Consider the following 5,383-nt stretch of genomic DNA (forward strand, 5'->3'; position numbering starts at 1 on the left):
TTTTTTTTTTAATGTTTTTGCTATCAACTATTTTTAGACGCTTATGATTGTCTGCAGAGTCATATGTGTTTAAGATACAGGTTATAAGATCATGGTACAAGAATTCTAGTTTAATTAATTTTGAATTGTTGTGTTTATGAAGATGGAGGAATAGTAACTATGAAGAAACTAATTATTGTGTGTGAAAAAAACTCAAGAAGATATGCTGATTTTTTGGCACAACTTGTAAGTTTATCTGATGATATAGAGGGAGAAATTGTAGGAGTAAAGGATGGTGCGGTAGCAGCACAGGTATGGTCGGAAACTGATTATACGCATCAGGCTGTACAAATATCTTCTGAACAATATATTTTATTTATTGGTAACAGCAAACTGATAAAAGAAAAACGATATCATATGATAAACAAATTTTCAAAATATGGTATGAATTATGGATGGCTTGGTAAACAGGCAGTCTTATATGTAGATGATATCGTGGATGTAGAGCATTATGATGAATTTATTGAATTTGCTAAAGAAAATCAGTCTGATATAAAGAAACTAATTGATGTAAAGTCAGCGATTATGGATACATCTGATTTAGCTATAGATTCGAAAGAAAAAGGTATAAAACAATTAATAAATCCTCTTAAAGAAATCCAAGCCACATTTGTCAATGCACCAATACATGCCTTAAATGCTATAAATAGATTAACAAACAGTAAGGAAATAGAGGAACAGGAATATACTTGCCTTACACTTACGTTCTATATGAATGGATTAAGTCAATTTCTAGGGTTAAGTGAGGAATAATAAATGGATGTTAACTTCCAACAAGGATATGAATATTTCAGAAAACATGCAGACACCTTTGTAGGAGCAGTAGATGGTGCTGACTTCGGACTTGAAAGGGTTTCTTATTTTAATGAAGTTCAATCAGAAATCGATAAATTAGAAAAAAGCATTAATGGATTCTTAGGAGATAACACACCTGTTAAGCAATTAAAAGGTGATGTTGCAGAATTTTTCATAGGACATACTTTTAATGTAAATGCTGCACTTAATCATTCTGAGAGCAGAGTTGATATAATTAGAAGTAATAAGTTAGCATCTCCAGATATGGTAGGTATTGCTGGTGATGTTAAAGGTATGAAATATGGATTGAAATTCTATTCAACTGGAGAAGAGAGTGCAAAACAGCAAGCAATGTCTGTTTTTGAGAGATTTGCTAAGTATAAAGCTCATGGAGGTATTGATGATTTAGAGACGTATCTAACAAAACATAATTATACAGAAATAGATGCGATACTTAATGATCCAATTTACTCTGGACAAATACGAATAATACCAGCGGATCAATTAGAATCTGCTACACAATGGTTGAAAAGAATGATTGCAACAGAATCTGCTCGTCGTCCTGAATTAGTCGGACGTTATCGAGATACTTTAAAATTGTTAGAAACAAAAATCAGAGATAATCATGGCAGTGAATCTATTGAATTAACAAAAGTAGAAGCTGAAAAATTAGCACTTACTGCAAAAGAAGGAAGATTCAAAGCAGCTGACTATGGCCTATCCGCACCTGATATTATTAATATTGATTTGCTTATTAAGGAGGCATATAAAGCAGGTGTTACAGCAGCAGTTATTTCACTTGTATTAAAAGTAGGACCTGAAATTTATAAAACTATAGAGTATTTATTAAAAAATGGTGAAATCGAAGAAGAACAGTTTAAAAAGATTGGTTTTGCCGCTGTAAGTGGTACAGCAGAAGGTTTTATTAGAGGATCAATTGCAGCATCAATAACATACACTTGTAAGAGTGGATTACTTGGTCATTCAATGGAAAACATTGAACCTTCAGTAGTAGGTGCTGTTGTGGTACTTACAATGAATGTAATCAAAGGCTCATATGCTGTTGTAATCGGTAAAAAGACTCGTACTGAAGTTGCTAATGAAATTGTAAAAGATACATTTATTTCTGCTTGTGCATTGATTGGTGGAGGCATCTCACAGATGTTTATTAAACTTCCAGTTTTTGGTTATTTAATGGGAAGCTTTGTTGGATCTATAACTGGTTCTTTTACATATGAATATGGGTATAAGAAGGCACTATCATTCTGTATTGATACAGGATTTACTTTGTTTGGTTTAGTAGAACAAGATTACACTTTGCCAGATGATGTGATCAAACAGATGGGGATTGAAACTTTTAATTATGAGACATTTAAAGCAGAAGGGTTCAAACCAGATACTTTTGAAGTGAATTCATTTAGTTTTGACACATTTGAACCAGATAATCTTAAACTTACTTTCCTTAGAAGAGGAGTTATTGGAATATCAAAAATAGGATATGTTTAAGAGATTAGTTATATTTAAACCAAGTGGAATAGGAGGCAATTATTATAATGGTTAACTTAAGTAAGTTAGAAGAAATAAAAGATCTCCGTACAGTGTGGCCTCATGAGGCTCTTGATTTTACTCCCTGGCTTTCACAAGATGATAATATTACTTTACTTGCTGATGCCATAGGAATAGATATTACTGTTGATGAAACAGAATCTTCTGTAGGAGACTTCAATGTTGATATTTTTGCGTCTGAAACAGGAACAGATAGAAAAATCATTATTGAAAATCAATTAGAAGATACTAATCATGATCATCTAGGCAAATTAATTACTTATGCTTCTGGAAAATCTGCAGATATAGTTATCTGGGTAGTTAAACACGCACGTGAGGAACATAAAGCTGCAATAGAATGGCTGAATAACCATACTGATGATAGTGTTGGTTTTTTCTTATGTGAAATCAAGCTCTATAGAATTGGAAATTCTGAACCAGCTGTGAAATTTGAAGTAATAGAAAAACCAAATGATTGGACAAAAGAAATAAAGAAAAGTGAGTCTATAAATGAGACTCAACAATTAAGATATGAGTATTGGGTTGCATTTGAAGATTATGCATTTAAAAATCCAATATTCGCAAAGAACTTCAAGAAAAGAAAACCATCAAAAAATCATTGGTTGAATTTTAGTATTGGATCTTCTGCATGTCATATTGCAGTATCGCAGATTAAACAAAGAAATGAACTAGATGTAGAATTATATATTAGTGATGATACAGAGTTATACAATTCTCTTTATGAAAATAAAACAGATATTGAATTGACTTCAGGACTATGTTTTGACTGGAGAGAATTACCAGATAGAAAAGCGAGTAGAATTGTAGTAGAAAAATCAGTGCAACTTGAAAATAAGAATGCATGGGAATCTCAATTTGAGTGGTTGATTGATGTGATGGTTAAGATGAAAACTACATTCAGTAAATACATTTAGTAAAACAGTAAACAAGCACTTATCGTTTCTGATAAGTGTTTTTATACTTTATCTCTAATTTCCATGGCACGACCAACTTTTCTACTATATAATACTCATTGAGGTGAAAAAGTATGAAACTAATTAAAAACATTCAAGTCTATGCACCAGAAGACTTAGGTGTCAAAGACGTATTGATTTCAGATTCTAAAATAGAAAGAATAGATGATCATATCACATATCCTTATTCTATTGAAACAATTGATGGGACAGGTTGTATTCTTACTCCAGGATTAATTGATCGTCATGTTCATATTACTGGTGGTGGGGGAGAAGCTGGTTTTATTTCTCGTGCTAGACCTATTGAAGTCAATGAAATACTAGATGCAGGTATTACTACTGTCATTGGATTATTAGGTACAGATGGCTATACAAGAAACACAAAAGAATTATTCGCCAAAGCAAAAGAATTGACTCAAAAAGGTGTCCATACCTATATTCTAACAGGAAGTTATACATATCCTACATATACGCTCACTGATTCAGTAGAAGATGATATTGTATTTATTGATAGTATTCTAGGTGTTAAGCTTGCTTTAAGTGATCATAGATCAAGTCATATTACTGATGATGAACTTGTTCGTTTAGCTTCTCAAATCCGTACAGCAAGTCTTATTGCTGGAAAACAAGCAAATTTAACACTTCATATGGGTGATGAAAAACAAGGATTAACTCCTGTATTTCATGCATTAGAAAGAGCTGATATTCCTGTTTCTTTATTCCAGCCAACACACTGTAGTCGTAATCCACACTTATTTAAAGATGCACTCAAGTTTGCTGAAATGGGTGGTACAGTTGACTTAACATGTGAAGGTGATGGCAAGACTCTAGAATTCATTAAACAGTTTAAGGATACTTCTAAAGTCACTATTTCTAGTGATGCACAAGGCTCATGGTCTACATATAATGAAGATGGATCTATCAAAGAAATTGGTATTACACCAGTCTCTAACTTAAAGAAAGAATTTATTTCTCTAAAGAATGCATTGGGATATGAAAAAGCTTTACCATTCTTTACTCAAAATGTTGCTCAAGTATTAGGTTTAAAAAATACAGGAGTCATTAAAGAAGGTTTTGATTGTGATTTAGTTATCTGGAAAGATGATGAAATCAAGCATATCATCACAAAGAAAGATTAATTTCTTTCTTTTTTTATTCCTGCAAACTCATTAAGCAAAGATTTGGGATTGAAAGTAAGAGTTGATAAGCATGAATTATTAGATTTGAATATCAACTACAATACACTTATTGATCGTAAGAGTGGAATAGACTTCAGTCCTTATATAAGAGAAAGAGTAACATACTAGATTACAGGTGCTGATTCCTTTGTGAATCAGCCTTTTATGTTATAATGGAGTTGAAAGGATGAGACATATGAATAATATAAAAGAGAGAATCAAGATATTCTCAGGTGCAAAATTGAAATATATCGCATTTGCCTCAATGCTGATTGATCATTTCAATAAAGCTATTATCTATCCTAATCTAGATGGAGGTATGTTAAATAGAATAAGTGATCTATTTGATATTTTAGGAAGAATCGCTTTTCCTATATTTATATTTTTATTAATAGAAGGGTACTTCCATACAAGAAATAAATGGAAATACTTAGGGACTCTTCTTCTATTTGGAATCATCTCTGAAGTCCCATTTGATATGTGTACATCAGCTGTTCTTTTTGAACCCAACTGGAACAATATCATGTTTACACTGTCATTTGTACTTGCCATTATATGGGTGATAGATGTATTAAAAGAGAAACTGAATAAACCATTATGGTATGTTATATCCATTCTCATTGTCGCAGTTATGTGTTTTATAGCTATGAATCTAGGATTAGATTATGAACATCATGCCGTACTTATTGGATATTTCATGTATATATTTCATGATAAATATATCTATTCTATACCATTTTGTTATGCGTCAATGTTTAAGGAACCCTGGGCATTACTTGGATTTGGTTTAAATCTGACTTATAACGGAGAACGAGGGAGACAAAATAAGTTATTCAACTATTTCTTCTATCC

General features: G+C 32.0%; 6 protein-coding genes. All 6 read left to right on the forward strand.

Going from position 1 to position 5,383, the window contains the following annotated elements:
* Positions 1 to 159: 159 nt before the first annotated feature.
* Positions 160 to 792: a hypothetical protein gene (locus ACT8VG_RS06760; RefSeq protein WP_432266079.1), complete on the forward strand. Its 633-nt coding sequence runs from the start codon at positions 160 to 162 to the stop codon at positions 790 to 792.
* 3 nt (positions 793 to 795) lie between these two features.
* The gene (locus tag ACT8VG_RS06765; protein ID WP_444195468.1) at positions 796 to 2,340 is read left to right on the forward strand and encodes a hypothetical protein; all 1,545 of its coding nucleotides are present in this window, start codon (positions 796 to 798) and stop codon (positions 2,338 to 2,340) included.
* A gap of 47 nt (positions 2,341 to 2,387) precedes the next feature.
* Positions 2,388 to 3,314, forward strand: a complete 927-nt coding sequence (locus ACT8VG_RS06770; RefSeq protein WP_440258005.1) for a DUF4268 domain-containing protein — start codon at positions 2,388 to 2,390, stop codon at positions 3,312 to 3,314.
* Between the two features lie 113 nt (positions 3,315 to 3,427).
* Entirely contained in the window at positions 3,428 to 4,492 is a 1,065-nt protein-coding gene (gene iadA, locus ACT8VG_RS06775; RefSeq protein WP_444195469.1) for a beta-aspartyl-peptidase, read from the forward strand.
* A 42-nt stretch (positions 4,493 to 4,534) separates the two neighbouring features.
* Entirely contained in the window at positions 4,535 to 4,660 is a 126-nt protein-coding gene (locus ACT8VG_RS06780; RefSeq protein ID WP_444195470.1) for a hypothetical protein, read from the forward strand.
* Positions 4,661 to 4,727: 67 nt separating this feature from the next.
* The coding region (locus ACT8VG_RS06785) for a TraX family protein (RefSeq protein WP_444195471.1) at positions 4,728 to 5,383 on the forward strand (656 nt) is incomplete at its 3' end.

This window comes from Catenibacterium sp., from assembly GCF_052354645.1.
Classification (GTDB): Bacteria; Bacillota_I; Bacilli_A; order Erysipelotrichales; family Coprobacillaceae; genus Catenibacterium; species Catenibacterium mitsuoka_A.

Excerpts from the sequence above, each read along its gene's own strand:
- iadA (WP_444195469.1), top strand. The coding sequence starts at position 3,428 with ATGAAACTAATTAAAAACATTCAAGTCTATGCACCAGAAGACTTAGGT.
- ACT8VG_RS06760 (WP_432266079.1), top strand. The coding sequence starts at position 160 with ATGAAGAAACTAATTATTGTGTGTGAAAAAAACTCAAGAAGATATGCT.
- ACT8VG_RS06770 (WP_440258005.1), top strand. The coding sequence starts at position 2,388 with ATGGTTAACTTAAGTAAGTTAGAAGAAATAAAAGATCTCCGTACAGTG.
- ACT8VG_RS06765 (WP_444195468.1), top strand. The coding sequence starts at position 796 with ATGGATGTTAACTTCCAACAAGGATATGAATATTTCAGAAAACATGCA.